We start from the raw sequence: 26,232 nt of genomic DNA on the forward strand, positions 1-26,232 counted from the left end.
CCCGGGCCGCGGGGCACGCGCAGCGGTGGCGCCCCGGCCCGGGTCGGCGGACGCCGGCGGGGGCGATCACGTTCTCGGTGGCGCCGTCGGTGTGCAGCAGATCGGTGAGGTCGAAGGCGAAGCCGGTGTAGCCGTAGGGGTGGCGGCCGGCCCCGGTGCCGTTGCAGTAGACATGGGAGTCCATGCAGACGCCGTCGAACTCGACCGAGATCCGCCGTCCCGCGCGGCCGGGCGGCAGGGTGAGGGAGAGGCGGTACCGGCCCAGGCCACCGGGGAAGAACCCGGTGCCGCCGGTCGTGCCGTTCCGCGTGGTGGGCGTCTGTTCGATGCTCCGGTCGTGCGGGACGGCGACCACCCGCCAGGCCGCGTCGTCGTACCCGGGGGCGGCCGCGTCCCCGGGTACCCGTCGGTCGGGTCGGCGATCCCGCCGGGGTCGGCCGGCGCGAAGCGCCAGCCGTCACGCAGCGCGACCGTACGGCGTCCGGAGGCGCTGACGGCGGCCGCGGCGGCCCGGGCCACCGGTGTGCCGAGGAGTGCTGCGGCGGCGGGGCGGCCGTGGAGGCGAGAAGTACCGATCTACGAGTGACCGTCCTGGCCGGCTCTCCCTCACCAGGAACCAGAAGTACTCACAACTGATCGTTAACAAACAGAATTTGACGACGGGCCACTCCAGTCCGTCAAGGGTGCGCAGCCGCTTCGCCGTCTCTGCGCGTGCCGGATCACTCACGCACGAGATTCGGCCGGATTTCCGCCTTGACCTCGGCGGGAACCCGCTCTCCTGCCGAGCCACAGGGGTTCCCGTCCACATGGGACCGGGACACACTAGGCTGGAACGGAAGTGGCGTGCCTGTTCACTGTGAGTGTCCGCGATGGAGTGCCGAGATGAGCCCGGAGTATCCGTTCGACGAGGCCTCGACGGCCCGGGCGGTCGTCGACGACTCCGGCGCGCTCGTCGGGTGGAGCGAGGGCGCCCGGGCCCTGCTGGGCTGGACCCCGGCCGACGTGGTGGGCCGGCCCGCCGTGGAGCTGGTGGCCGACGGAACCCCCGTCCTCAGCGGACCGCGCTGGGACGGAACGGTCACTTTGCGCCATCGCGACGGCCGTCCGGTCCGGGTGTGGCTGCTCGCGCACCACTCTCCCGCCCGGGACGCCGATCCGGGGCACTGGCTGCTCGTCACGCCGTTGGACGGGAGCGGTCCGGCCTCCTCGGACGACCTCCTCGCCGCGGCCGGGCTGAACCAGTCGCCCTGCGCCATCGCCGTCTACGACGAACGCCTGCGCCTGCGCCGGATCAACGACGCGATGCGCGCGGTCATCGGACTGCCCGAGGAGCGCATCCGGGGACTGCGCATCACCGAGATCGGCGCCGGACCGCACAGCGCGGAACTCGAACAGCGGATGCTGGAGGTGCTCACCAGCGGCCGTCCGGTCGACGTGCAGACGTACGCGCGCTCCGGCGGTGAGAGCCGGGCGCACGCCTGGCTGGCCCGGATGGCCCCGGTCACCGACGTCGGCGGCCGGGTGCGGGGAGTGTCCGTGTCCGCCCACGACTTCACCCAGAACCACCTCGCCCGCGAACGGCTCCAGCTGGTCAACGAGGCGAGCGTGCGCATCGGCAGCACCCTCGACGTCACGCGTACGGCGCAGGAGCTGGCGGAGGTCTGCGTCCCCGCGCTCGCCGACTTCGTCAGCATCGACCTGCTCGACCCGCAGGACGGCGGCGAGCCGCCGAGCCGGTTCGCCCCGCCGCTCAGCCTGCGGCGCGCCGCGCACCACTCGGTCAGCGCCGGCAGCCCCGAGGCGGTGGCGAAACCCGGGGAACCGCAGCAGTACCCGGCCGGATCGCCACAGGCCGACTCGCTGGTCGCGGGGCACACCGTCATCGCCACCCTGGCGGGCGGCGGTCTGGACGCGTGGCTCGCCTGGGACCCGGCACGCGCCGCCCGGGTGCAGGAGCTCGGCGTCCACTCCACGATGTCCGTCCCGATCCAGGCCCGCGGGATCACGCTGGGCGTCGCCGTCCTCACCCGGTTCCGCCGACCCGACCCGTTCACCCCGGACGACGTGCTGCTGGCCGAGGAGGTCACGGCCCGGGCCGCCGTGTGCATCGACAACGCCCGCCGCTACTCCCGCGAGCGGGACACCGCGCTCGCCCTCCAGCGCAGCCTGCTGCCCCGCACCCTGCCGAGCACCGCCGCCGTCGACGCCGCCTCCCGCTATCTGCCCGCCGCCCGCGCCGGGGTCGGCGGCGACTGGTTCGACGTGATCCCGCTGTCCGGGATGCGGGTCGCCATGGTCGTCGGGGACGTCGTCGGACACGGCATCCAGGCCTCGGCCACGATGGGCAGACTGCGCACCGCCGTGCGCACCCTCGCCGACATCGACCTGGCCCCCGAGGAACTGCTCACCCACCTGGACGACCTGGTCGTCCGGCTGTCGGAGGAGGCCGGTGGCGAAGGCAGCCCCGGCGAGGTCGGCGCCTCCTGTCTGTACGCGGTGTACGACCCCGTGTCGCGACGGTGCACCATGGCGAGGGCCGGGCATCCCGCCCCCGTGGTGCTGCGGCCGGACCGCACGACCCGGCGGGTCGAGCTGCCCGCCGGTCCCGCGCTGGGCCTGGGCGGACTGCCGTTCGAGTCGGCGGAGCTGGAGCTGGGCGAGGGCAGTGTGCTCGCCTTCTACACAGACGGTCTGATGGACTCCCGCGAGCGGGACGTGGACGCCGGTCACCGGCTGCTGAGCGAGACGCTGGCGGCGCACTCGGACTCCCTGGACGAGACCTGCGACCGGGTCCTGCACGCCCTGCTCCCGCCTGGCGGCGCCCCCGACGACGTGGCCCTGCTGCTCGCGCGCACCCGGGGCCTGCCCTCCGCCCAGGTCGCCACCTGGGACATCCCCGCCGACCCCTCGCTCGTCGCGCCGATCCGCAGGCAGGCGGTCGAGCAGCTCTCGCGATGGCAGCTGAGCGAGGCGTCCTTCACCACCGAACTGGTGGTGAGCGAACTGGTCACCAACGCCATCCGGTACGGCTCCCACCCCATCCGGCTGCGGCTGATCCACGACGCGACGACGCTGATCTGCGAGGTGTCGGACACCAGCCACACCGCTCCGCACCTGCGCCGGGCGAAGACGTGGGACGAGGGCGGCCGCGGCCTTCTGCTGGTCGCCCAGCTGACCCAGCGCTGGGGCAGCAGGCACACTCCCGAGGGCAAGACGATCTGGGCGGAGCTGAGCCTGTTCGACGAGGAGTGAAACGGCGGCTCGAGCACTTGCTCGAGCACTTGACAGACGTTTTACCCGCGCGTGTTTTCATGGACGACGCCCGGACCAGCTCGAGGGACGGGGAACGACCGCCGTACCCCGCTCCCGGAGATCCACATCAACGCCCCGCTCGCCGAAACGCTGTCCGTCGTCCTGCTCGTCGCCGCACTCGGATGGGCCGTGCTGCGCCCGGCAGGCCGGTCCGAGGCCCTCGTCGCCGTCCCCGCCGCCGCCGTGGTGATCGCGCTCGGGGCACTCTCGCCGGAGCACGCGCTGACGGAGACGGAGCAGCTCGGTCCGGTCGTCGGTTTTCTCGCGGCGGTGCTGGTGCTGGCGCATCTGTGCGACGTCGAGGGCCTGTTCACGGCGTGCGGGGCGTGGATGGCCCGACGGTCGGCGGGCAGCCCCGGGCGGCTGCTGGTCGCCGTGTTCGTGCTGGCTTCGGTGATCACGGCCGTGCTCAGTCTGGACGCCACCGTGGTGCTGCTGACGCCGGTGGTGTTCGCCACCGCCGCCCGGATGGGAGTGCGCTCCAGGCCGCACGTCTACGCGTGTGCGCACCTGTCGAACACGGCCTCGCTGCTGCTGCCGGTCTCCAACCTCACCAACCTGCTGGCGTTCGAGGCGAGCGGGCTGAGCTTCACCCGGTTCGCCGCGCTGATGGCGTTGCCCTGGGTGGTCGCGGTCGGCGCCGAGTACCTGGTCTTCCGGCGCTTCTTCGCCGACGACCTGCCCGCCGCCGAGCCCGTCGACGACGCCGGCCCGGCGCCCGAGCTGCCGTTGTTCGCGCTGGTCACCGTCGCCTGCACGCTCGTCGGGTTCGTGGTGGCGTCGGCGGTCGGGATCGAACCGGCGTGGGCCGCGTTCGCCGGGGCACTGGTCATGGCCGGGCGGGCGCTGGTGCGCCGTCGGGTGACCCCGGTCGCCGTGGTGCGGGCCGCCGCGCCCGGGTTCCTGGCGTTCGTGCTGGCGCTCGGGATCGTCGTGCGCGCGGTCGTCGACAACGGGCTCGCCGACGCGCTGCGGCATGTGCTGCCCGACGGCGCGGGGCTCCTCGCCCTGCTCGCCGTCGCCGCGCTGGCCGCCGTCCTCGCCAACCTGATCAACAACCTGCCCGCAGTGCTGGTCCTGGTGCCGCTCGCCGCCCCGGCCGGGACCGGGGCGGTGCTCGCGGTGCTGCTCGGGGTGAACATCGGCCCGAACCTGACGTACGCCGGATCGCTGGCGACGCTGCTGTGGCGGCGCGTGGTGCAGGCCCGCGAGGAGCATGTCGGGCTCGGGGAGTTCACCCGGCTGGGCCTGCTCACCGTGCCGGCCGCGCTGGTGCCGGCCGTCGTGGCGCTGTGGGCCTCGCTCCAGGTGGTCGGCGTCTGACCGGCCGCCCCGGTCGGTGACGCCCTAGCGGGGGCCGCCGCCGAATCCGGAGCCGTAGCCGCCGTACCCGTAACCGCCGTAACCGCCGTACCCGTAGCCAGGGCCGTATCCGGGGCCGCCGGACGACCCCGGCTGGGTGCCCCACGAGCAGGAGGAGGAGGGCGAGCACGAGGTGGGGTTCGAGCCGGAAGAGCTCGTCGGGCCGGTGCTCGGGGCGGAGGACCGGGTCGGTGCGGGCGCCGGGGGCTTCGCGGCCTTGGGCGTGGCGGCCGGGGCCGGGGTGCCCGAGGGGGTGCTGTCCACGCCCCAGTTGACGAACTCCATCTGCGGATCGGGCTGCGAGGTGTCGATCACCCAGCGCTGGGCGGCGCTGTCCACCCGGTTCTTCAGGACGAGGGCGCCCGATCCGTCGGTGGCGGCGGGCGCCAGCGCCAGGTTCTGGCCCGAACGCGGGACGAGCGTGCCCTGGAGCGTGAAGTCGTACCGGACGTTCCTGGGGTCGGGCTGGGAGGCGCCCGCGCAGGGAGCCAGCCGTACCGAGAAGCCGAGGTGGGAGTCGAGGCACAGGTCGGTGTCGGCGGCGCTGCGCACCAGCCCGTCCGGTTCGTAGGACCACTGCTGGCCGACCGCCGAGGAACAGGTGGCCAGTTCCGTCTCGGCGCCGCTGACGGGCTTGGTGCCGACGACGCCGATGCACAGCCCGGAGGCCACGTTGTGCAGCCGGCCGCGCAGGATGCCCTGGGCGCCGTCCTCGGCGCCGACCCACGAGGGGTCGGCGGTGGCCGTGTCCGTCCCGGGGGCCTCGGTCCCGGCCGTCCCGTCGCCCGCGGTCGTGGCGGTGCCGTCCCCGGAGTCGACGGCCACCCACACGGCGAGCGGCAGGACGATCAGCCCGCTCACGGTCAGGACGGCGGCGGCGAGGTTGCGGCGGCGGGCGCGGCGGGCCGCCTTCTGGGCCGAGCGGCTCGAGCCGGGGCGGGCGTCGCCGCCGGGCACGGACCCGGGCGCCGAACCGGTGCGGAAGGCCGCTTGGCCCCGCGATCCGAGGCGGGAGAGCGCCCCTGCCCGCAGACCGGCGCGGGAGAGCGCGCCGGCCGCCGGTCCGGTGCCGGGCGTCGTGGGTCCGGGAGCCGCGGGTGCGGGGGTGACGTCGGTGAACGCCTCGCCCGAGTAGCTCCGGCGCTGTTCCGCGGGGGCTTCGACGGGTTCGCCGTCGCCCGCCATCCTGAGCTCCACGTAGGCCCCGGCGGCCCAGCCCAGGACGCCCTCGGCCAGAGCCGCGCCGAGCAGGCCCTCGAACTGCCGCAACTGGTCGGCGGTGTGGAAGCAGTGCCGGCACTGCTCCAGGTGGGCGCGCAGGTCCGGGTCGAGGTCGGCGCCGCCGCGGCGGCAGGTGACGTCCAGCAGCCGGTCGTAGCGGTGGCAGTCGTCGTCGGTGGCGAGTTCGCGGTGTACCTGAAGGGTCTCTTCGCGCAGCCGCTCACGGGCCCGGGGCAGTTCGGCCCGGGCGCCCTCCTCCTCAAGGCCCAGCAGTCCCGCCGGGACAGCCAGGGGCTCGGCCTCGACCTCGGTGTGCCAGAGCAGGCAGCGGGCCGACTGCGGCAGCCTCTGGAACGCCCGGGACAGGATGCGCCGGTTCAGCGGGGGCAGCAGCCGGGCGGCCGCGTCGCGCTCCTGGCCCTCGGAGCGCAGCGCCGGGTGCAGCAGGTCACGGCGGCCGTCGGTGTCCCATTCGCCGGCGATGCGGCGCACGGTGACCAGCAGATGGGGGCGCCACGCGGCCGTCGGGCCGTTCTGCCGCAGGCTCTCGCCGAACAGCCGGGTGAAGGCGGCCGTGGTCAGCATGCCCGCCGCGCGCTCGCCGTCGGTGCACAGCCGTGCGTAGGCGAAGGCGGCCGCCCAATGGCGGTCCAGCAGCTCACCGACGGGATGCAGTGCGGGAGACGCCCCCGTCCACTTCTTCAGCTCGGTGCTCAGCTGTTCGTCCGTCGCGTCGAAGCGGCGCGCCGAAGGGGAATTCGACAGGCCTGCGTCATTCACGGTCTGCATTCCTTCCGGGGCATGCGGCATAAAGTCCATACCGTCGGGTATGCGATCCCGCCCACGAAGCGGGATCGACTCGCACGGGGTTCGGCACCTCTGACGTCCGCGGGGGGACCGCTCTTTTGAAGCGTGGGGGGTGTGAACGGGAGGCGTCTCGTGCGCACAGGGGGAAAGCGTTGTCCGTGCGCCGACAAGGCACACCTTCGCACAGCCGGACCAGGAGGAACAAGAGATCTCGCGGTTTCGTGCATTGCGGCCGACACAGATAATTTTGACGAAACGTCAACCACCGAACACCCTGTGGGGTGGTCACTGTATCGGTGTCCCCTTTGGTGCCCCTTTCGAGGCGGCTTTCGTGCCGGTAATTGCCGCGCACATTCCGTCGCCGTACCACGAGCCCCTGCCGAAGTGACCGACCGCCACCCGGTCCGGGCGGCCGGCGAGGGTGCGGGGCCCTGCGGTACCGGGTGCGGGCCTAGGGCTGTCCAGCTCCGCCAACTCCTTTTCGGTCAGCGCCAGTTCGGTGGAGGTTACGTGGGCGCGGCCGGGCGGGCGGGACCGTGCCGGCGGCTGCCCCGGGGCGACGCGGCGGCGTCATCGTACGGCCGGCCTGATCCCGCTCATCCGATCAGGTCCAGCGCCCGCTCCCACCCGAACTCCTCCCCCTGATCCCGGTCGTACGGATACCCGAACCGGACTCCCATGGCGCGCAGGCGTATCAGACTGTCCCGGTAGGCGGGGTGGCCCGCGAGGGTCTCGTTGACACAGGGCAGCACCCCGAGGGGGATGCCGAGTCCGGAGACCTCGCACAGGGTGCCCAGGGCCAGGGTGTCGGCGATGCCCGCGGCCCACTTGTTGACGGTGTTGAAGGTGGCCGGGGCGACGACGACCGCGTCCGGTTCCGGGAACGGCCGCGGCTCGCCGGGGCGCCGCCAGGCGGACCGGATCGGGCGCCCGGTCTGCGCCTCGACCGCGGCGGTGTCGAAGAAACCGTTCATGGCGTGCGGGGTCGCGATGACTCCCACCTGCCACTCCCGCTCCTGGGCGGCGGTGATCAGCCTGCCGACGTCCGCGGCGATACCGGCGGCGCAGACGACGACGTAGAGGAAGGGCGGCTGTTCGTCCTGTTCGGTCACCCGGGCACCCTACTCAAGCGGGCCGGACACCTTGATCGCGCCGACCGGACAGGCCCGCGCGGCTTCCCGGACCATCGGGTCGCCGCCGCCGTCCTCCCGGCCGGGCAGAAGCGCGCTGAAGCCGTCGTCGTCCTGGGTGAAGACGCCCGGGGCGGCCAGGGCGCACTGACCGGAGCCGATGCAGACGTCCGTTTTGATGTCGATGTGCACCCCGGCCGCCCTCACCAGGTCACCGGGAGTTCCAGCATCCCCTGGATCGTGTCGCCCGGTTTCCAGCGGACCTCTTCGGCCGGCACCGCCAGCCGCAGACCGGGAAGGCGCGCGAGGAGGGTGCCCAGGGCGATATCCAGCTCCGCGCGCGCCAGGTTCTGGCCGAGGCACTGGTGGACGCCGAAGCCGAACGCCACGTGGTGGCGGGCGGAGCGGTGCCAGTCGAGGGTGTCCGGTGCGGGGTAGGCGCTCTCGTCGCGGTTGATGACCGAGGTCGCGAAGACCACGCCCTCCCCCGCCCGGATCGTCGTCCCGGCCACCTCGATGTCCTCGGTGGCCTGCCGCAGCAGCCCGTCCGCGATGGACAGCATCCGCATCAGTTCCTCGACGGCGGCCGGCAACTGCGAGGGGTCGGCGCGCAGCTCGGCCAGCCGTTCGGGGTGCTGGAGCAGGGTGTAGGTGCCCAGCGAGATCATGTTGGCGGTCGTCTCGTGGCCCGCGACCAGCAGGATGGTGGCCAGCGCGACCGCCTCCTCCCGGTCCATCGAGCCCTCGCGCACCTGTTCGTGGACCAGGGTGTCGAGAACAGTGTCGCGGGACGGCGCCGCCGGCTTCCGGTCGATCAGCGCGCCGAGATAGGCGTCGAGCCGGTCGCGCGCGTCGCTCGCCTCCTCGGGCACCCGGCTGCGCAGCAGCCGCCGCGACTGCTCCTCGAAGAACTCGTGGTCGGCGTACGGGACGCCGAGCAGTTCACAGATCACCGTGGACGGTACGGGCAGCGCGAAGGCGTTCACCAACTCCGCGGGCGGCCCCTGGGCGAGCATCGCGTCGATCCGCTCGTCCACGATCCGCTGGATGGCGGGGCGCAGGGCGGTGGCGCGCTTGAGGGTGAAGTCGGCGACCAGCAGCCGGCGCTGGGCGTGGTGTTGCGGGTCGTCGACGTTGAGCAGGGCGGCCCGGCGGTCGCGCAGCGCCGTGAAGCGGGGGGAGGTGGCCGGATACCCCGGGCGGGTGCGATCGGCCGACAGGCGGGGGTCGGCGAGCAGGTCGCGGGCCGCCTCGTGTCCGGTGACCAGCCAGGCGGTGCGGCCGTCGTAGAGGGTGACGCGGGCCAGCGGACGGGAGGCGCGCAGGGGGTCGTAGGCGGCGGGCGGCCGGTAGGGACAGGTGCGGTCCTGCGGGAAGGCGACAGGACCCGGAACCGGCCCGCGCGCCGCCTCCCTGGTCTCCGGAGTCGTGTCCGTCGTGTCTGTCATGAGTGACCTCGCAGACGAAGAGTGCGTCGTACCGCTCGCCATTAGATGCCCCGGGCACCTATGAGGCGACGCGGAGTTCGGCCAGATCGACGCATGGAGCGATACGGCCGGAACCGTCAGCTCCGAATCGCGCGTCGAGACGTCCCCGCCGAGGTGGGGCGGGAAAACAGGTTGCGGCCGCCCTGTCCTCACCAGCAGGATCCGGCCATGTCCACATGCGATGCCCTCCTGCCGCTGCCGTCCGCCGCCGCTCTTCCGGCGCGGGTGCAGCAGCAGCCCGGCGGCCCCCGGAGGCCCGACACCGCGCGACCGTGACGGCCGCGCTCGTCGCGGGCCTGGTCGCGGGCTACGGCATCGCCGTACCCGTCGGCGCGGTCGCGACCTACCTCGTCTCCCTCACCGCCCGCACGTCCCTGCGCACCGGCGTGTGCGCCGCACTCGGCGTCGCCCTCGCGGACGGCCTCTACGCCCTGGTCGCCACGGTCGGGGGCTCCGCCGTCGCCGCCGTGCTGCGGCCGGTGCTGACACCGCTGCGCTGGGCCTCGGCAGTGGTCCTGCTGGTGCTGGCGGCCCGGGGCGCGGTGACGGCCGTACGCCAGTACCGCGCCCACCGGCTCAGCACCCGCTCCGTGCCGACCCCGCCGGGCCCCGGCCGGGCCTTCGTCAGCCTCCTCGGCATCACCCTGCTCAATCCGACGACCGTGATCTACTTCGCCGCGCTGGTGCTCGGCACCGGCACCACCGACTCCGCACGGCCCCTGGAGCAGGGCGTGTTCGTGGTGGCCGCCTTCCTCGCGTCCGCGAGCTGGCAGGTGACGCTCGCCGGGGGCGGGGCGCTGCTGGGGCGCGCGCTGACCGGTCACCGGGGACGGCTGGTGACGGCGCTGGTGTCCAGCACGGTGATGACGGTGCTGGCCGTACGCATGATGGCGTAGACATGTCGTGCCACGCCGGGCCGCGGATGAATCTCGCGGCGGCCGGTGTTGATGGAGTGTCCGAGTCGGACGTATGTGACGCGACGGCACCACGACATGACCGTATGACGAAGGGGACGGATGCCATGCCTCTCGAAGGCGAGTACGAAGCCAGCCCGACGCAGTGGGTGCGCGAACAGGTCGAGAAGTACGAGCGCTCCGGCGGCACCGAAGGGACGACACTGCTGGACACGGGAATGCCCGTCATCCTGCTGACGACCCGGGGTGCGAAGAGCGGGAAGCTCCGCAAGACGCCTCTGATGCGGGTGGAGCACGAAGGCCGGTACGCGCTGGTGGCCTCACTGGGCGGGGCGCCGAAACACCCGGTCTGGTATTTCAACGTCAAGGCCGACGCGCAGGTGGAGCTCCAGGACGGACCGCGCAAGCAGGACATGACGGCCCGTGAGGTCACCGGCGCGGAGAAGGCCGAGTGGTGGGAGCGCGCCGTCGCCGCCTATCCGCCGTACGCCGACTACCAGAAGAAGACGGACCGGGAGATCCCGGTGTTCGTCGTGGAGCCCGCAGACCTGGGCTGAGACGCCGGTGTCCGGCCGGACGCCGAACGCGGTCCCTGGGCGGGGCTCCCGCCCGGGAGAGGGGCTGGTTCCCCGGGGAGAAAGCGGTTCGCCGGGGAAGGGCTCGTTCCGCCGAGGTGGAACGGGCCCCTCCGGGGAGTCCGTAGAAAAATCTGTTCCGGGGTGCGCATGACCGTGCCCGCACCGGGCAACCGACAGTCAGGCCCCGCCGCGTTCCCCCGTCGCGGCGGGGCTTCCCCCTGCCTCGCGCGCGCGGCGGTCGGTCACGTCCAGGAAGATCTGCTCCGCCTCGGGGATCATTTCGGCGATCGAGCGCTTGATGCGCACCGCGACGTCCTCGACCCGCTCGCTGTCCAGACCGGGCATGAGGTCGACGCTGGCCGCCACCAGGGTCGAGTCGAGGCCCATCTTCATCGTGAAGAGCGCCTCCACACTGTCGATCTCGGGCTGGGCCTCGAGCAGCGCGCGGATCCGCGCCGCCGTCTCCGGATCGGCGGCCTCGCCGATGAGCTGGTCGCGGGCCTCGCGGCCGAGCCGGTAGGCGACGTAGACGAGCAGCACGCCGATCGCCAGGGAGGCGGACGCCTCCCACACGACCTGTCCGGTCACCATGTGCAGGGCCATGCCGATCGCGGCGAGGGTGACGCCGAGCACCGCGGTGCCGTCCTCGGCGACGACGGTGCGCAGTGCGGGGTCGCGCAGGCCCACGGCGCCGCCGCCCTGCCCGCGCACCTGGTGCAGGGCCCGCAGCAGCGACGCGGCCTCGGCGAGGAAGGAGATGCCGAGAACGACCAGGCCCGCGACGTAGCCGCTCAGTTCCTCTTCGGCGCCGTTGCGCAGGGCCTCGACGCCCTGGAAGAAGGAGAAGCAGCCGCCCATCACGAAGATCCCGACGGCGGCCAGCAGCGACCAGAAGAAGCGCTCCTTGCCGTACCCGAAGGGGTGCCGTGCGTCGGCCGGGCGTCGGCTGCGGCGCAGTGCGGCGAGGAGGAACACCTCGTTGAGGCTGTCGGCCACGGAGTGCGCAGCCTCGGACAGCAGCGCGGGCGAGCCCGCGAACAGACCGCCCAGGGCCTTGGCCACGGCGATGACGAGATTGGCGGCGAGCGCCACCAGGACGGTGACGCGTGTCCTGCGGTCGGCGCTCGATTCGGTCGATCCGGCTGAGCGACCGCCTGCCCGGCGGGGTGTCTCCTCCACTGTCCGTTCGGTCCCTTCGGTCCGCTCGGCGTCCCGTTCGGTGTCCCGCTCGGCGGTCCGTTCGGCTGTCTGTTCGGCGTTCCGCCCTGAAGGTGTCCCGGTCACCTACGCCGACTGCCCCGGCCTTTCGAGCTCATTCCGTGCCGTCGGCCGAAATCGGGGAACGCGTTGAGCAGGAAAGGCACGAGAACGCGCGAAGGCCGACGGGAGGAACCATGAGCGACGACGGGGGCGGCGGCGAGGGCAACAGCGCCTACGGGCATCGGGCGTTCGAGCGGTCCAGGAGCCACTTCACCGACCGGATCACCGCGGACGGCCGCGACGGCTGGCCCGTGACGGCCGGCCGCTACCGTCTGGTGGTCAGCCGGGCCTGTCCGTGGGCGAGCCGGGCGGTGATCTCCCGGCGGCTGCTCGGCCTGGAGGACGCGCTGCCGATGGCGATCGCCGATCCGGTCCAGGACGACCGCAGCTGGCGCTTCACCCTCGATCCGGACGGCCGGGATCCGGTCCTCGGCATCCGGTATCTCGCGGAGGCGTACGAGCGCCGGGAACCCGGCCACCCGGGCGGCGTCAGCGTGCCGGCCGTCGTGGACGTACCCGGCGGCGCGCTGGTGACCAACGACTACCAGCGGCTCACCCTGGACCTCGCCACCGAGTGGACGGCTCTGCACCGCCCCGGCGCCCCCGATCTCTACCCCGGTCCGCTGCGCGACGAGATCGACGCGGTCATGGCCGACGTGTACGAGGACGTCAACAACGGGGTGTACCGGGCGGGGTTCGCCACTGAGCAGGGCGAGTACGAGGAGGCCTGTGCGGGTGTGTTCCGGCGGCTGGACCTGCTGACGTCCCGACTGGCCCGGCAGCGCTATCTGGTGGGCGACACGATCACCGAGGCGGACATCCGGCTGTTCACCACCCTGGTGCGTTTCGACGCCGTCTATCACGGCCACTTCAAGTGCAACCGCTGGAAGCTGACCGAGAACCCGGTCCTCTGGGCGTACGCCCGTGATCTCTTCCAGACGCCCGGCTTCGGCGACACCGTCGACTTCGACCACATCAAGCGGCACTACTACCAGGTGCACAGCGGTATCAACCCGACCGGGATCGTCCCCCTCGGCCCGGACCTCGCCGGCTGGTGCACACCTCATCAGCGCGGGGAACTCGGCGGCCGTCCGTTCGGCGCCGGGACTCCGCCCGGTCCGGTCCGCGCCGACGAGGAGGTTCCGGCGCCGGGCCGCCCCGGCAACCCTGTTCACGCAACACCGAAGGAGTGAGACACACGTGGCCAAGAAGAAGAGGAAGCTCCCGCTCGTCTACAAGCCCGTCGGCTTCCTGCTGGGCTGGTCGAGCGGCGCCCTGGCGGGGATCGCGTTCCGTAAGGCATGGAAGGCGATCCGGCACGAGGACAACGCGCCGGACGCGCTGGACAGGGACCGCGGCTGGGGCGAGATCCTGCTGGCCGCGGCGGTGCAGGGTGCGATCTTCGCGGCTGCCCGCAGCGTCGCCGACCGCACCGGCGCGAAGGCGATCGAACGCTCCACGGGCGTGTGGCCCGCCGAGGACAAGCGCGGCCGCGACTGAGCGACCCACGACGGACCGCCGACGGCCGGCCCCCTGATCGGCCGGCCGCGACGGGGTGGCCCGCCGACCGCGACGACAGTGCTCGGCCCGGCACGGGCGGCGGCCCGGCACGGGCGGCGGCCGGCACGGGCGGCGGCCCGGCACGGGCGGCGGCCGGCACGGGCGGCGGCCCGGCACGGGCGGCGGCCCGGCACGGGCGGCGGCCCGGCACGGGCGGCGGCCCGGCACGGGCGGCGGCCCGGCACGGGCGGCGGCCCGGCGGCGCCTCTCGGCGCTTCGCCGGGCCATAGCATGGCTCCTCCGGCCCTCCCGCGTGACAGGTCCGGCCCTGCCGCGTGGCAGGGCCGGCTTCAGCCCTGCTTCGGCGCCCTGGAAGGCTCGAGGCGCAGGGTGAAGGAGTGGCCGGACGGGTCGGAGTAGCCGCGCTCCTCGTGGGGGCCGGGGGCGCCCTTGGTCTCCAGGGGGCGGCCACCCAGGCCCACCACCCTGCGTTCCACCTCGTCGAGGTCGTCGACGAGGAAGTCCAGGTGGGCCTGAAAGGAGTTCTCGGGGCGGGGCCAGCTCGGCGGCGTGGCGTTCACATCGCGCCGGAAGGCCAGCCGGGTGCCGTCGGCGCCCAGGATCTCCACGCGGTTGGCGGACGCGACGATCTCCTCCGCGTCCAGCAGCCCCTTGTAGAACTCGGCGAGCTTCTCGGGCTCGGCACAGTCGAGCACCACGACGCCCGCTTTCACCAATGTCATGTTGTCGTCTCCTCCGCGAGGTCCGGACCGGGACGGGCGGGTCCCGCCCCCGAACCTTGCGGATACCCCCGTTTCACGCGGCCAGCAGCCGCGTCCCCGCCGCCTCGACGCCCCTCCCCGCTCCTCGTGACGACCCCTGCCTCTCCCCTCCCCGAACGGAGCGGACGACGCAGGGTGACGGTGTCACCTCGTACCTGCCGAGCGCCCTACTTCTTGGACAGGTGTCCTGTTACGATGGACACCTGTCCAAGAAGTTGAGGGAGACCATGGAAATCCTGGCGAACGTGCTGGTCGGTCTGGTGGCCGTGCTGCATCTCTACATCCTGGTGATGGAGATGTTCCTGTGGCAGAAGAAGCCGGGGATGTCGTTCCACGGCCTGGACCCGGAGATGGCGAAGCGGACCGCCGCGATGGCCGCCAACCAGGGGCTCTACAACGGCTTTCTCGCGGCGGGCCTGGTGTGGGGACTGATCGCGGCCGACCCGACCGGGTTCCGGGCGCAGGTGTTCTTCCTGTGCTGCGTGATCGTGGCCGGCGTGTACGGCGCGGCCACGGCGAATCGCCGGATCCTGGTCGCGCAGGCCCTGCCCGGCGCGCTCGCCCTGGCCGCCGTCCTGATCGCGCAGTGACCCGCGGCGAACCCGAGGACCCGCGGGCGGCCCGCACCCGGGCCAGACTGCGTTCCGCGCTGCTGGAGGAGTGCGCCGAACGGCCGCTGGAGGAGGTGGGCGTCGCCGCGCTGGTGCGGCGGGCCGGGGTGGGCCGGGCCACCTTCTATGTGCACTACCCCGACCTCGAGGCGCTCGCGGTGGACGCCTGCGCGGATGTCGTGCGCGAGGCCGTCGAGGCCCTGCACGCCTGGCAGGGGCGGCCCGACCCGGTACGGGCTCCGACCGCGCTGGCCGGGTTCTTCGGCTCGCTGACGCCGCATGCCGCCCTCTACCGCACCCTGCTGGCGCCGGGCGGCGGCGGACCGCTCGGCCGCGTACTGCACCGGGACCTGCGCGCCTACAGTCTGCGGGAGCGGGAACGGGCGGGCGCCGCGGACGCTCCCCTGGTCGCCTCGGCCGTCGCCGCGACCTTCGCGGGGGTCCTGGCGGACTGGCTGCACGGCGATCTCGACGGCACACCCGCCGAGATCGCCGACCAGGTGTGGCAGTTGCTGGTCGCGCTGCACGCCAGCCGCTGACCGCGCCCACCGCCCGCACCTGCGCAGCGGTGCGCGACGATCAGCGGGCAGCGGCAGGCGCCCCTCAGCGGGCCGCCTGGAACGTCCTGCGGTACGCCTGCGGCGAGACCCCGACGGCCGCGTGCAGGTGCTGGCGCAGCGATGCGCCGGTGGCGAAGCCCACCCGGCCGGCGATCCGGTCGACGGAGAGGTCACTGACCTCCAGCAGGTGGCGGGCGTGCACGACGCGCTGCTGGATCAGCCAGCGGCCGGGGCTGAGGCCCACCTCGTCGTGGAAGCGGCGGGCGAAGGTGCGCGGGCTCATCCGGGCGTGCGCGGCGAGGTCGGCGAGGGCGAGGGGGGCGTCGAGGCGCTCCAGGGCCCACGCGCGGGTGGCCGCCGTGCTCGCCGCACCGGACTCGGGGACGGGCTGTTCGATGTACTGGGCCTGGCCGCCGTCGCGGAACGGCGGGACGACACAGCGGCGGGCCACCTTGTTGGCGAGTTCGCTGCCGTGGTCCTTGCGGACGAGGTGCAGACAGATGTCGACGCCGGACGCGGCGCCCGCCGAGGTCAGTACACGGCCGTCGTCCACGAAGAGGACGTCCGGGTCCAGGTCCACCTGGGGGTGCATGCGGCGGAACAGGTCGGCGACGCGCCAGTGGGTGGTGGCCCGGCGGCCGTCGAGGAGGCCGGCCGCGGCCAGGACGAACGCGGCGGTGCAGATGGAGACGACGCGCGCGTCGGGGCGGATCAGGGCGAGCGCCCCGGCGACCCCGTCCGGCAGTTCGGCGGTGACCCGCTCGGGCGCCACGGGGGCGATGACGACCGTGTCGGCGGTGGCCAGCACCTCCGGGCCGTGCCGCACGCCGATCGTGTAGTCGGCGTTGGTGTGCACAGGACGGCCGTCGACCGTGCAGGTCAAGGTCTCGTAGTGGCCGTCGGCCGCCCCGAAGATGCGGCTGGGGATGCCGAGTTCGAACGGGTAGACGCCGTCGAGGGCGAGGACGACCACACGGTGCGTACGCTGCTCTGCCTGCATGGCACGATCTTATCGAAGATTGGCAATCTTGCCATTTTCCGCGGGGGTGCGGCCCGGCAGGCTGGTTCACCATGAGGACTGAGAACACCATGCGCGTCATCGGCCAGGACACCCTCGGCGGCCCCGAGGTATTGAAGGAAGTGGAGGTGGAGCGGCCCGCGCCGCGTCCGAACGAGGTACTGGTCCGGGTGCGCGCCGCCGGCGTCAACCCGACCGACTGGAAGCACCGCGCCACGGGCGGATTCCTGGGCGAGCCGCCCTTCGTCCTGGGCTGGGACGTCTCCGGGACCGTCGAGGCGGTCGGTGTCGGCGTCGCCGTCTTCGCGCCGGGTGACGAGGTCTTCGGCATGCTGCCCTACCCCTTCGGCCACGGCTCGCACGCCGAGTACGTCATCGCTCCGGTCCGCGCCCTGTGGCACAAGCCGGCCGGGATCGACCATGTCCAGGCGGGCGCCCTGCCGCTGGTCTCGCTGACCGCCTGGCAGGCGCTGGTGGAGACCGCGGGTCTCGAGGCGGGGCAGCGGGTCCTGATCCACGCGGCCGCGGGGGGCGTGGGCCATGTCGCCGTGCAGATCGCCAAGGCGCGCGGCGCGTATGTGATCGGCACGGCGAGCGCGGGCAAGCACGACTTCCTGCGCGAGCTCGGCGCCGACGAGGCGATCGACTACCGGGAGAGCGACTTCACCGAGGTCGTGAAGGACGTCGACGTGGTCCTGGACACGCTGGGCGGGGACACCTCGGTGCGGTCCCTGCGCGTGCTGCGGCCGGGCGGGACCGTGGTGTCGATCCTGCCGGTGGGGTCGGACGAGTTCGGCCGGGAGGCGGAGCGGCTCGGCGTCCGGGCGGTGCGGATGCTCGTGGACGCCGACAGGGCGGGGATGCGGGCGATCGCCGAGCTGGTCGAGGCCGGAAAGCTGCGCCCCACGATCGCGGGGACGTTCCCGCTGGCCGATGCCGCCGAGGCCCACAGGCTCGGCGACACCGGCCGGACCAGCGGGAAGCTGGTCCTGACGGTCGGCTGACGGACGTCAGAAGGTGAGCACGGGCTTGATGGTCTTGCCCGCGGTCATGTCCCGCACCGCCTGGTCGATGTCGGCGAACGGATAGGTGCCGATCAGGCGGTCCAGCGGGAGCCGCCCCGCCTTGACGAGCTCGACCAGGGCCGGGATGAAGGTCTGCGTCTCGCTGTCGCCGAGGGTGAGGCCGACGACCTGCTTGCCGCCCAGCAGCCCGTTGACGTCCAGGGCGACCTCGCTGCCGAAGGGCGGTGCGCCCACGACGACGAGGGTGCCGCGGGCGGCGAGCGCGTCGACGCCCTGGCGCAGGACGGCCGTGCTGCCCGTGGTCTCCACGATGCCGTCGGCGCCCTGTCCGCCGGTGATCTGCGCGACGGCCTCGCCCAGCGCGCTCTGGCCGGCGTCGACGGTGTGCGTGGCGCCCAGCTCCTTGGCCAGGGCGAGGCGTTCGGCGACCCGGTCGACCGCGATGATCGTGGTGGCCGGGGAGAGGGCGGCCGCCATGACCGCCGACAGGCCGACGGCTCCCGCGCCGAGGACGACGATCGCGGCGCCGGCCACCGGCTTCAGCACGTTCCAGACGGCGCCGACACCGGTCTGGACGCCACAGCCCAGCGGGGCGATCGACTCCAGCGGTACGTCCGGGTCGACCTTGACGAGGCTGCGCTCGTCGACCAGTGCCCGTTCGGCGAAGGAGGACTGGCCGAAGAAGTGGCCGCCGAGGGGCTCGCCGTCCCGGCTGATGGTGCTGGTGCCGTCTGCGCGGCGGCCGCCGATGAGGTTCATCGGGAGCCAGGTGGCGCAGTAGGCCGGGTGGCCGCCGTGGCAGTTGCGGCAGTCGCCGCAGGAGGTGAAGGACAGCACGACGTGGTCGCCGGGGGCCACGCCGGTGACGGCGGACCCGACCGACTCCACGACGCCCGCACCCTCGTGGCCGAGGACTCCGGGCAGCGGGAAGGGCAGTCCGCCGCTCGCCACACCCAGGTCGGTGTGGCACAGTCCGGCCGCCACCAGCCGGACCACCGCCTCGTGCGGGGCGGGGTCGTCGAGGACGACCTCGGACAGGGTGAAGGGGGCTCCGCCGGACTCGACGACGGCGGCGCGGGTGGTGATGGGCATCGTTCGAACTCCCGGGATGCGGCGCTCAGTCGAGCGAGACGACGACGGACTTGACCTTGGTGTACGAGTGGAGCGCCTCGGGGCCGTACTCGCGGCCGAAGCCGGAGTCCTTGACGCCGCCGAAGGGGACGGCCGGGTCGAGCATCGCCCAGTCGTTGACCCAGACGATGCCTGCCTGGAGGCGGTCGGCGACGCGGTGCGCGCGGGCCAGGTTGCCCGTCTGCACGCCCGAAGCCAGGCCGTACGGCGTCGAGTTGGCGAGCGCGACGGCCTCGTCCTCGTCGTCGAAGGGCTGGACCGTGAGGACGGGTCCGAAGATCTCCTCCTGCACGACGCGTGAGTCGTTCGCGAGGTCGGCGATCACGGTGGGCTTGTAGTAGTAGCCGCCGTCGAGGTCGAGGCGCTCGCCGCCGCAGACGATGCGGGCGCCCTCCTTGCGGGCCAGTTCGACGTACTCCTCGACCTTGCGCAGGTGCTTCTCCCCCGCCATCGGGCCGACGACGGTCTCCGGCTGCCGGGGGTCGCCGACCGGCACGCCGGGGACGGCCTCGGCGAGGATGCTCAGCAGGGTGCTGTAGACCGGGCGGGCCACCAGCAGACGCGGGCCGCCCATGCAGAACTGGCCGGTGTTGAAGACGAAGCCCTTGATGACCGCGCCGACGGCCTTCTCCAGGTCGGCGTCCTCGAAGACGAGGTGCGCGGCGTTCCCGCCGAGTTCCATGGTGACCGGCTTGAGGTTCTCGCCGGCGATGCTCGCGGCGTGCCGGCCGATCGCGGTGGAGCCGGTGAAGGCGATCTTGTCGACGCCGGGGTGCCGCAGCAGCGCCTCGCCCGCGACCGGACCGGCGCCGGTGACGACGTTGACCACGCCGTCGGGGACACCGGCCCGCTGGAACAGCCCGGCCATGTACAGCGCGCTGAGCGGGGTCTCGTCGGCGGGCTTGTGGACGACCGTGTTGCCGGCCGCGAGGGCCGGGGCGATCTTCGAGCCGGCCAGGATCAGCGGGAAGTTGAACGGGGTGATCGCGGCTACCACGCCGACCGGGCCCCGCTTGGTGTAGGCGAGGGCGTTCATCGGGGTGTCGCGGTTCGCGCCGTCCAGGGAGAAGGCCAGGGAGGCGAAGTACTCGTAGTCGTTGGCCGCGTTCGTGACGTCGACCGCGTGGGCCAGCGTGATCGGCTTGCCGACGTCCAGGCTTTCCAGCCGGGCGATCTCGTCGGCCTCCGCGCGGATCAGCTCCGCCACCCGGAGCAGGACGCGGCCGCGCTCCCGGCCGCTGAGTGCGGACCAGTGCCCGGCGTCGAAGGCCGCACGCGCGGCCCGTACGGCGGCGTCGACGTCGGCGGCGCCCGCCTCCGCGACGGTGGTGACGACCGCGCCCCGGGACGGATCGACCACCTCGGTCCGCGCTCCGTCCGCGGCCTCGCGCCACTGTCCCCCGATGAACAGTCGACCGGGGTCGATCTCGAAGGTGGTCATCACCACTCCTCAGCATCGTCGCCAAGATTTCAACAAACAGGATTCCTGTTGGTCCGCAGTCTCATTACAGACAGGTTTCCTGTCAATGGTCTACGCTCGGACTCATGGCCGGCACCCAGACAACCAAGGCAGCGTCCGCACCTCAGCCCCTCAAGGCACCGCCGTCCCTGCTCTACATGGTGAAGCAGGTGGAGCTGGTCGTGCGATCCCATCTGGACGAGCTGGTCAAGCCGTCGGGGATCACCGCCCTCCAGTACACCGCGCTCACCGTGCTGGAGCGGCACGACGGCCTGTCGGCCGCCCAGCTGGCCCGGGACTCCTTCGTGACCGCCCAGTCCATCGCCGACCTGGTGCGCTCCCTGGAGGGACGCGGCCTCATCCGCCGCGAGCGCAATCCCCGCAACCGGCGCGAGCTCCTGATCATGCTCACCGAGGAGGGGCGCGAGCTGCTCGACCGGCATGCCGGACCGGTGCGGGAGCTGGAGGAACGCATGGTGCGCGAGCTCACCGCGCACCAGACGGAGCAGTTGCGCACATCCCTCTCCAAGGCGTGGCACGCGCTCTCCTGAGCGCCCGGCGCACCCCTTCGCTCACGACGCGAAAAAACTCCGGCAGATTGGTTGTAATTTCGAAGACATATGTCAATCGAACATGCTGGAATTCACTCCATCGGGGGTAACTTTGCGGGGCGGGGAACTGCTGTCTGCTCCCCGGCCGTTGGAGGCTCCCGACCGGTGGAGCGGGTTGGAGGCGATGTCGTCGTGCTGGAGGAACCCGCGGCGGACACCCTGCATCTACGCGTCCGCGAGGACCGGGGGTACACGGTGCTGGAGTTCCGGGGCGAGATCGACATCGTCGCGGCGACCGAGATCGTCCCGCACCTCGACGACGCCACGGGCGGCCCCGCCCCGCGGATCGTGATCGACCTGACCGGGATCGACTTCTTCGACTGCTCCGGGCTGCGCCTGCTGTACCGGGCGCGCAGCCGCGTCCTCGACCACGGCGGGCATCTGCACCTCGTCTGCACCCACCGGCTCACCCTGCGGATCCTGCGGGCCACCGGGCTGTACCGGCTCCTGCCGCCCGCCGCGACGCTGGACGCGGCCCTGGACCAACCGGAAGCCGCCTCCGGCACGTTATGACGGCGCTCGACGCGCTACTCGACCCCCCCGTCCACCCACCGCGAGCCGTCCGCTCACCAGGTGCCGTCTACTCACCGCGTGCCGCGTCGAACAGGGCGCTGACCGACTCACCGTTGTGGATGCGGCGCACGGCCTCCGCGAGGGCGGGCGCGATGGACAGGATCCGCAGTTTGTCGGTGTGTTCCTCAGCGGGCACCGGCACCGTGTTGGTGCACACGATCTCCAGCACGTCGGGCTGCTCGCTGAGCCGCTTGAGGGCCCCGGCCGCGAACAGGCCGTGCGTGCAGGCCACGCGTATCGACCTCGGCTCGGACTCGCGCAGCCGGTCCAGCAGCTCCAGAACCGTGCTGCCCTTGGCGATCTCGTCGTCGAGGACGATGACATCCCGCCCAGCCACCTCGCCGATCACCGCGCTGATGCTGACCCGGTCGTCGGCGAACCGCTGCTTGGCCCCCGCCGCCACCTGGGCGCCGATCATCCGCGCGAAGGCGGCGGCCTCCTTGGCGTTGCCGAGGTCGGGCGAGACCACGGTGGTGCGGGTGAGGTCGTAGCGGCGGAAGTGGGCGGCCAGCTCGCGGTGGGCGTGCAGGTGGTCGACGGGCATCGAGAAGAAGCCGTGCACCTGCGGCGAGTGCAGGGTCATGGCGAGGACACGGTGGACGCCGGCCGCCGCCATCAGGTCCGCGACCAGCCTGCCGCCCAGCGAGATGCGGGGCGCGTCCTTCTTGTCGGAGCGGGCGTAGGAGTAGTGCGGCATGACGACCGTGATCCGGCCCGCCGACGCCCCACGGGCCGCGTCGCACATCAGCAGCAGCTCGACGAGGTGCTCCTGCACGGGCCTGACCAGGGGCTGCACCAGGAAGACGTCCCGCTCCCGGCAGTTCGCCTGGAGCTGGACCTCCAGACAGTCGTTGGCGAACCTGCTGAGCCGGGTGGGGCTCAGGGGCACACCGAGGTGGGTACAGACCTCGGCGGCCAGCTCGGGGTGGGCACTGCCGCTGAACACGGAGATGTCTCGCACGATCGGCTCCTCGCTGATCATGTCCGGCTGGGGCGGGAGTTCTCATGCTACGGACCAGGTCCGTCCTGCCCACTCCGAGGACCCGGCCGCCGAGCGGACGGCCCCGCGTGGCCGCACTGTCACAGGTTGTCAACGGCGCGGTCTGACAAGGCAATCGGCGGGCATCCGGACAGTAGGAAGGAGGGCCGTCCGCATGACGACTTCTCTCAAGCCCGAAACGCCCACCAAGCGCCTCCCCCGGCGCATGCCCGGCTGGGCCAAGGTGCTCACCGCCGTCGTGGTCGTGCTCGTCGTGATGTTCGCCGGGATCCGGCTGAGCCTGCTGCCGGGACTGCGCGACTTCTTCGGCACCGAGACCCATGACCGCTCGGGCCCCGCCCTGCTGGAGTCCATCCAGGACATGAGCCGCTACGACGCGGCCTCCGGCAACTTCCAGGTCGTCGTGGACCTGGAGAAGGACGCCAAGTACCTCCCCGACGCGATCCGCGGCACGCGCACCCTGTACGTCGGGGCGGGCACCGTGGACGCCTACGTCGACCTCGGCAAGGTCGGCGACAAGGACGTGACGGTCGACGGCGACCGCACCTCGGCCACGCTCCGGCTGCCGCACGCCCTGCTCGGCAAGCCGGCCCTCGACCCCGACCGCTCCTACGCGGTCTCCAAGCAGCGCGGTCTCTTCGACCGCCTCGGCGACCTCTTCTCGGACAACCCGGGCGGGGAGCAGGCCGTCCAGAAACTGGCGGTCAAGCACATCTCCGAGGCCGCGAAGGAGAGTGAACTGACCTCGCGCGCCGAGACCAACACCACCGACATGCTCAAGGGGCTGCTGCACTCCCTCGGCTTCGTGGACGTGAAGGTGACGTACGGCCCCTGAGCCCGCCGCGGAGGAACACCGACCGCGCACCGCATTCCTCCGCCGTTCCGGGGTAACCGCCCCACCACGCTGGGAAGTTGAAGACTGGAGGACCGGATGTCCCGTGCAGCCCTACGTCCGCTTGCCGTGTTCCGCCCGCGCGCCGGCCGGACCGAGGAGCCCGCACCGCCGAAGAACGGGACCAGGAGGTCCGACCCGAAGGCCGCCTCGTCGAAGAAGGCCGCACACACCGAACGCCGTCCGTTGCCGCTCCCCCTGCGGGCGCTGGCGATGCTGTTCGCCTTCGCCTTCATGGTGGCGTTCGCCGTCGTCCTCGCCCGGCTCACCCTGGAGCCGTCGCCCGCCTCCGCGGCGCTGGTGCACTCCAACCTGCGTCCGGGCGACTCGCTGCGCGCCTACCTCGACCAGCCCGAACTGCGCGACGCCGTGAAGCAGATCGGCGGGAACGTGCTGCTGGGTGTGCCCTTCGGCGTTCTGGTGCCGGTGGTCGCTCCGCAGGCGCGGGGGCTGCTGCGTGTGCTGCTGCTGACCGCGGGCGTCATGCTGCTGGTGGAGTTCGCCCAGGGCGCACTGGTCACCGGACGTGCCTTCGACATCGACGACGTCATCCTCAACACCACCGGCGCCCTGATCGGCTACCTGCTCCTGGGACGCAGGGTGAGCCGCGCGGTGCACGCAAGGCGACAGCGGGTGTGACGGGCGCGGGGACAGGAAGCCGGACCGCCGTCACCGCGGGGTCCAGGTGTACCTGTCCCCGCCCACCCAGCGCACGGTGTCGGGGTCGTCCAGGTCATGGACCGTGATGCCGAACGCGGCGGCTATCTCGAGGACGTCGGTGACGTCCCTCGCCTCGCCGACCACTTCGCGGTCGATTTCCACGATGCGGAACGGCGCCGGTGCCGGCTGTACCCCGAGCACCAGGATCCGCGGTTGGGGGATACGGAAGCCCGCGATTTCGCTCATGACATAGAGGGTAGAGCGGAATCAAAGGGTATGAATCATCGAATAGCGCACTTCCGCCACGGGTGGGGCCGGGAACGCTCCGGCCCCACCCGTGGTGCGGTCCGCCCGCCCATGGAGAACTCTGGAGCCAGGAGGTGGCGATGGATCCCGTCGAGGCGCTGGACCGGATCGCCTTCCTGCTGGAGCGTTCCCTGGCGCCGACCTACCGGGTGCGCGCCTTCCGTACCGCGGCCCGGGTGCTGGCCCCACTGCCCGCGGCGGAGATCGGGCAGCGGGCGGCCGCCGGGACGCTGGAGTCCCTGAAGGGAGTGGGCCCCAAGACCGCGCAGGTCGTGCGGGAGGCCCTCGCCGGGCAGGTCCCGTCCTACCTGGAGAAGCTGGAGGGCGAGGCCGGCCGGCCGCTGACGGACGGCGCGGGGGCCGGGCTGAGGGCCCTGCTGCGCGGCGACTGCCATGTCCACTCGGACTGGTCCGACGGCGGCAGTCCCATCGAGGAGATGGGCCGGGCGGCCGCCGCGCTCGGCCACGACTGGACCGTGCTGACCGACCACTCACCGCGCCTGACGGTGGCCCGCGGGCTCTCCCCCGAGCGGCTGCGCCGGCAACTGGAGGTGGTCGAGGAACTCAACGCGACCTGGGCGCCGTTCCGGCTGCTGACCGGCATCGAATGCGACATCCTCGACGACGGGTCGCTGGACCAGGAGCCGGAGCTGCTGGAGCGGCTCGACGTTGTGGTCGTCTCCGTCCATTCCAAACTGCGCATGGAGTCCCGGGCGATGACGCGCCGCATGGTCGCCGCGGTCCGCGATCCGCACGCCGACATCCTCGGCCACTGCACCGGGCGGCTCGTCACCGGGAAGGGCCGGCCCGAGTCGCAGTTCGACGCGGACGAGGTATTCGCCGCGTGTGCCGAGTCAGGCACCGCCGTGGAGATCAACAGCAGGCCCGAGCGGCTCGACCCGCCGCGCCGGCTGCTGCGCCGGGCCGTGGAGGCCGGCACGCTGTTCGCCGTCGACACCGACGCGCACGCGCCCGGTCAGCTGGACTGGCAGATCCTGGGCTGCGCGCGGGCCGAGGAGTGCGGGGTTCCGGCGGAACGGATCGTGACGGCCTGGGAGCTCGCGGACCTGCTGGCCTGGACGCGGGAGGGGCGGGTGCCCGCGGGCGTGGCGGGCGCCTGAGGTGGTACCCGAAGTGTTCGAGAGAAAGGAACCCGTGATGACACGCGCTGCCGTGTTCGACGTCGACGGCACCCTGGTCGACACCAACCACCTGCACGTGATCACCTGGTGGGAAGCCTTCCGGCAGGCGGGCCACAGGGTCCCGATGCACGCCGTGCACCGGGCGGTCGGACTGGGCTCCGACGACCTCGTCGCCCACCTGCTCGGCGACGACCGGGACAAGGACCAGGACGCCGAGCTCAGCGCCGCTCACAAGGCCCTGTACGGGCAGTACTTCGACCGGCTGCCCGCGCTGCGGGACGCCGGTCCGTTGCTGCGCACGCTGCACGACGTCGGCTGGACGGTCGTGCTGGCCACCTCCGCGAGCGGGGCCGAGCTGTCCGCCCTGCGGGCCGCCATCGACGCCGACGACGTCATCGCGGCGACGGCGAGCGCGGACGACGTCGAGGAGGGCAAGCCCGCCCCCGAGCCGGTGGAACACGCCCTGGAACTGGTCGGGGCGTCCGCCGGGCAGGCCGTTTTCGTCGGGGACACCGTGTGGGACATGAAGGCCGGCCGACGGGCCGGAGTGCGCTGCGTGGGTGTCCTGTGCGGCGGCATCCCGCGCGCCGACCTCATGGAGGCGGGCGCGGAAGCCGTCTACGCCGACCCCGCGGACCTCCTGTCCTCCCTGTCGGACAGCCCGCTCGCCTGAGGCACGGCGGCCGGGGACGTAACGGGGGACACGCCGTAGCCCGGGCCCGGCTGGGCACCCGCAGCGGATGACGTGGGCGAAGGCCGTACAACGCAGGACGACGCGTGCCCTGGGCAGGGCCATGCGGCACGAGACGAAGCAGGACACCGACGACCGGCCCGCACAGCGGGATCCGATCCCGCCCGACCGGACCACCGGCCGGTCGGCGGGCGCCGCCG

The 26,232-nt window shown here is 72.7% G+C and carries 26 protein-coding genes and 1 pseudogene; 15 read left to right on the forward strand and 12 right to left on the reverse strand.

Going from position 1 to position 26,232, the window contains the following annotated elements; all coding sequences use genetic code 11:
* Positions 1 to 61: 61 nt before the first annotated feature.
* A pseudogene (locus tag OHS71_RS04825) lies at positions 62 to 620 on the reverse strand (sugar-binding domain-containing protein); the annotation flags it as partial.
* A gap of 262 nt (positions 621 to 882) precedes the next feature.
* Here OHS71_RS04825 and OHS71_RS04830 point away from each other — a divergent pair.
* Together OHS71_RS04830 and OHS71_RS04835 are read left to right on the forward strand one after the other, a co-directional pair.
* Entirely contained in the window at positions 883 to 3,252 is a 2,370-nt protein-coding gene (locus tag OHS71_RS04830) for a SpoIIE family protein phosphatase (protein WP_328477123.1), read from the forward strand.
* Positions 3,253 to 3,378: 126 nt separating this feature from the next.
* Entirely contained in the window at positions 3,379 to 4,635 is a 1,257-nt protein-coding gene (locus tag OHS71_RS04835; RefSeq protein WP_328484396.1) for an arsenic transporter, read from the forward strand.
* A 24-nt stretch (positions 4,636 to 4,659) separates the two neighbouring features.
* Here the strand turns inward: OHS71_RS04835 and OHS71_RS04840 are convergent, their stop codons facing one another.
* The 4 genes from OHS71_RS04840 to OHS71_RS04855 form a co-directional block, all read right to left on the reverse strand.
* Entirely contained in the window at positions 4,660 to 6,684 is a 2,025-nt protein-coding gene (locus OHS71_RS04840; protein ID WP_328477124.1) for a ricin-type beta-trefoil lectin domain protein, read from the reverse strand.
* Positions 6,685 to 7,298: 614 nt separating this feature from the next.
* Complete coding sequence (locus OHS71_RS04845; protein WP_328477126.1) at positions 7,299 to 7,814, reverse strand: flavoprotein; 516 nt, start codon at positions 7,812 to 7,814, stop codon at positions 7,299 to 7,301.
* Between the two features lie 9 nt (positions 7,815 to 7,823).
* A complete protein-coding gene (locus OHS71_RS04850) occupies positions 7,824 to 8,024 on the reverse strand; it encodes a ferredoxin (protein WP_328477128.1) in 201 nt (66 codons plus the stop codon).
* A gap of 11 nt (positions 8,025 to 8,035) precedes the next feature.
* Positions 8,036 to 9,280, reverse strand: a complete 1,245-nt coding sequence (locus OHS71_RS04855) for a cytochrome P450 (protein WP_328477130.1) — start codon at positions 9,278 to 9,280, stop codon at positions 8,036 to 8,038.
* A 311-nt stretch (positions 9,281 to 9,591) separates the two neighbouring features.
* Between OHS71_RS04855 and OHS71_RS04860 the strand changes: the two genes are divergently transcribed.
* Both OHS71_RS04860 and OHS71_RS04865 read left to right on the forward strand, forming a co-directional pair.
* Positions 9,592 to 10,215: a LysE/ArgO family amino acid transporter gene (locus OHS71_RS04860; protein WP_328477132.1), complete on the forward strand. Its 624-nt coding sequence runs from the start codon at positions 9,592 to 9,594 to the stop codon at positions 10,213 to 10,215.
* A gap of 125 nt (positions 10,216 to 10,340) precedes the next feature.
* A complete protein-coding gene (locus OHS71_RS04865; RefSeq protein WP_328477134.1) occupies positions 10,341 to 10,790 on the forward strand; it encodes a nitroreductase family deazaflavin-dependent oxidoreductase in 450 nt (149 codons plus the stop codon).
* 198 nt (positions 10,791 to 10,988) lie between these two features.
* Here OHS71_RS04865 and OHS71_RS04870 read toward each other — a convergent pair whose 3' ends face one another.
* Complete coding sequence (locus OHS71_RS04870; protein WP_328477136.1) at positions 10,989 to 11,990, reverse strand: cation diffusion facilitator family transporter; 1,002 nt, start codon at positions 11,988 to 11,990, stop codon at positions 10,989 to 10,991.
* 215 nt (positions 11,991 to 12,205) lie between these two features.
* Between OHS71_RS04870 and OHS71_RS04875 the strand changes: the two genes are divergently transcribed.
* Together OHS71_RS04875 and OHS71_RS04880 are read left to right on the forward strand one after the other, a co-directional pair.
* Positions 12,206 to 13,264: a glutathione S-transferase family protein gene (locus tag OHS71_RS04875; protein ID WP_328477138.1), complete on the forward strand. Its 1,059-nt coding sequence runs from the start codon at positions 12,206 to 12,208 to the stop codon at positions 13,262 to 13,264.
* A gap of 7 nt (positions 13,265 to 13,271) precedes the next feature.
* A complete protein-coding gene (locus OHS71_RS04880) occupies positions 13,272 to 13,571 on the forward strand; it encodes a DUF4235 domain-containing protein (protein ID WP_328477140.1) in 300 nt (99 codons plus the stop codon).
* Positions 13,572 to 13,921: 350 nt separating this feature from the next.
* Here the strand turns inward: OHS71_RS04880 and OHS71_RS04885 are convergent, their stop codons facing one another.
* Positions 13,922 to 14,314 (reverse strand): VOC family protein, encoded by a 393-nt coding sequence (locus OHS71_RS04885; protein ID WP_328477142.1) that lies wholly within the window; start codon positions 14,312 to 14,314, stop codon positions 13,922 to 13,924.
* A gap of 266 nt (positions 14,315 to 14,580) precedes the next feature.
* Between OHS71_RS04885 and OHS71_RS04890 the strand changes: the two genes are divergently transcribed.
* A complete protein-coding gene (locus tag OHS71_RS04890) occupies positions 14,581 to 14,943 on the forward strand; it encodes a DUF1304 domain-containing protein (RefSeq protein WP_328477144.1) in 363 nt (120 codons plus the stop codon).
* Complete coding sequence (locus OHS71_RS04895) at positions 14,940 to 15,503, forward strand: TetR/AcrR family transcriptional regulator (RefSeq protein WP_328477146.1); 564 nt, start codon at positions 14,940 to 14,942, stop codon at positions 15,501 to 15,503. Before OHS71_RS04890 ends, OHS71_RS04895 begins: the two co-directional genes overlap by 4 nt.
* A gap of 64 nt (positions 15,504 to 15,567) precedes the next feature.
* Here OHS71_RS04895 and OHS71_RS04900 read toward each other — a convergent pair whose 3' ends face one another.
* Positions 15,568 to 16,524: a GlxA family transcriptional regulator gene (locus OHS71_RS04900; RefSeq protein ID WP_328477148.1), complete on the reverse strand. Its 957-nt coding sequence runs from the start codon at positions 16,522 to 16,524 to the stop codon at positions 15,568 to 15,570.
* Between the two features lie 71 nt (positions 16,525 to 16,595).
* Here OHS71_RS04900 and OHS71_RS04905 point away from each other — a divergent pair, with 71 nt between their 5' ends.
* Positions 16,596 to 17,546: an NADP-dependent oxidoreductase gene (locus OHS71_RS04905; protein ID WP_328477150.1), complete on the forward strand. Its 951-nt coding sequence runs from the start codon at positions 16,596 to 16,598 to the stop codon at positions 17,544 to 17,546.
* A gap of 6 nt (positions 17,547 to 17,552) precedes the next feature.
* Here the strand turns inward: OHS71_RS04905 and OHS71_RS04910 are convergent, their stop codons facing one another.
* Both OHS71_RS04910 and OHS71_RS04915 read right to left on the reverse strand, forming a co-directional pair.
* On the reverse strand, positions 17,553 to 18,659 hold the full coding sequence (locus OHS71_RS04910; RefSeq protein ID WP_328477152.1) for an NAD(P)-dependent alcohol dehydrogenase: 1,107 nt from the start codon (positions 18,657 to 18,659) through the stop codon (positions 17,553 to 17,555).
* A 25-nt stretch (positions 18,660 to 18,684) separates the two neighbouring features.
* On the reverse strand, positions 18,685 to 20,139 hold the full coding sequence (locus OHS71_RS04915) for an aldehyde dehydrogenase family protein (protein ID WP_328477154.1): 1,455 nt from the start codon (positions 20,137 to 20,139) through the stop codon (positions 18,685 to 18,687).
* A 104-nt stretch (positions 20,140 to 20,243) separates the two neighbouring features.
* On the opposite strand from OHS71_RS04915, the gene OHS71_RS04920 reads away from it, so the two are divergent.
* Both OHS71_RS04920 and OHS71_RS04925 read left to right on the forward strand, forming a co-directional pair.
* On the forward strand, positions 20,244 to 20,708 hold the full coding sequence (locus OHS71_RS04920; RefSeq protein ID WP_328477156.1) for a MarR family winged helix-turn-helix transcriptional regulator: 465 nt from the start codon (positions 20,244 to 20,246) through the stop codon (positions 20,706 to 20,708).
* 165 nt (positions 20,709 to 20,873) lie between these two features.
* Positions 20,874 to 21,281, forward strand: a complete 408-nt coding sequence (locus tag OHS71_RS04925; protein ID WP_328477158.1) for an anti-sigma factor antagonist — start codon at positions 20,874 to 20,876, stop codon at positions 21,279 to 21,281.
* Positions 21,282 to 21,348: 67 nt separating this feature from the next.
* Here OHS71_RS04925 and OHS71_RS04930 read toward each other — a convergent pair whose 3' ends face one another.
* On the reverse strand, positions 21,349 to 22,302 hold the full coding sequence (locus tag OHS71_RS04930; protein WP_328477161.1) for a ribose-phosphate diphosphokinase: 954 nt from the start codon (positions 22,300 to 22,302) through the stop codon (positions 21,349 to 21,351).
* A gap of 193 nt (positions 22,303 to 22,495) precedes the next feature.
* Between OHS71_RS04930 and OHS71_RS04935 the strand changes: the two genes are divergently transcribed.
* Positions 22,496 to 23,176, forward strand: a complete 681-nt coding sequence (locus OHS71_RS04935) for a DUF4230 domain-containing protein (protein ID WP_328477163.1) — start codon at positions 22,496 to 22,498, stop codon at positions 23,174 to 23,176.
* Positions 23,177 to 23,272: 96 nt separating this feature from the next.
* Positions 23,273 to 23,872 carry a VanZ family protein gene (locus OHS71_RS04940; RefSeq protein WP_328477165.1) on the forward strand — a complete coding sequence of 200 codons (600 nt, stop codon included), beginning with the start codon at positions 23,273 to 23,275 and terminating at the stop codon, positions 23,870 to 23,872.
* Between the two features lie 30 nt (positions 23,873 to 23,902).
* Here the strand turns inward: OHS71_RS04940 and OHS71_RS04945 are convergent, their stop codons facing one another.
* On the reverse strand, positions 23,903 to 24,139 hold the full coding sequence (locus OHS71_RS04945) for a hypothetical protein (RefSeq protein ID WP_328477167.1): 237 nt from the start codon (positions 24,137 to 24,139) through the stop codon (positions 23,903 to 23,905).
* Between the two features lie 140 nt (positions 24,140 to 24,279).
* On the opposite strand from OHS71_RS04945, the gene OHS71_RS04950 reads away from it, so the two are divergent.
* Together OHS71_RS04950 and OHS71_RS04955 are read left to right on the forward strand one after the other, a co-directional pair.
* On the forward strand, positions 24,280 to 25,320 hold the full coding sequence (locus OHS71_RS04950) for a PHP domain-containing protein (protein WP_328477169.1): 1,041 nt from the start codon (positions 24,280 to 24,282) through the stop codon (positions 25,318 to 25,320).
* A gap of 37 nt (positions 25,321 to 25,357) precedes the next feature.
* Positions 25,358 to 26,014, forward strand: a complete 657-nt coding sequence (locus tag OHS71_RS04955; protein ID WP_328477171.1) for an HAD family hydrolase — start codon at positions 25,358 to 25,360, stop codon at positions 26,012 to 26,014.
* Positions 26,015 to 26,232: the final 218 nt, after the last annotated feature.

The organism is Streptomyces sp. NBC_00377 (assembly GCF_036075115.1).
GTDB lineage: Bacteria > Actinomycetota > Actinomycetes > Streptomycetales > Streptomycetaceae > Streptomyces.